General features: G+C 59.3%; 1 pseudogene. It reads right to left on the minus strand.

What is annotated here, in order from left to right:
- Positions 1–7: 7 nt before the first annotated feature.
- Positions 8–481 (minus strand): annotated as a pseudogene (locus AB4Z23_RS28370) (glycosyltransferase family 4 protein); the annotation flags it as partial.

The raw sequence follows: 481 nt of genomic DNA on the forward strand, positions 1-481 counted from the left end.
AGGCGTGCTAGGCGTGCTGGTGTCCGCCGCCAATGAGAAGGAACCGGATATCCTGCCGGTGCTCGAGACCTTTCGCCGCTGCCAGCATAGTGCCGAACTCATGCGCCCGCCCGAAGTTTCCTGAATAGCCGACGACAAACACATCCTGCAGTCCCCACGCCTTCCGCAGGCTGTTATCTTGGGGTAGGACAGGATAGATTTCCTCCCCATCCGACCAGTGATGCAGGACGCTGACGCGATCCTTTGCAAGCCCTTGCGTGAAGAGGAATTCTGCCATCTTGTCGGTAGGGCAGACAACCATGCCGGGGGATCGCAGAGACCAGTTGCGCGCCTGCGTCAGCCATGGCGCAAGCCACCGTGCACGTTTCCTGAAAAATCCAAGCTCGATTGCGGTCTCGGGAAAAAGATCCATGATCCAGTTCACCATGAGTGCGCCCTTTAGGCGGATCGCGATGCGGCTCATGACGGAGAGGAGCGGAGG

The organism is Agrobacterium sp. MCAB5 (genome assembly GCF_052114365.1).
Lineage (GTDB): Bacteria > Pseudomonadota > Alphaproteobacteria > Rhizobiales > Rhizobiaceae > Agrobacterium > Agrobacterium tumefaciens.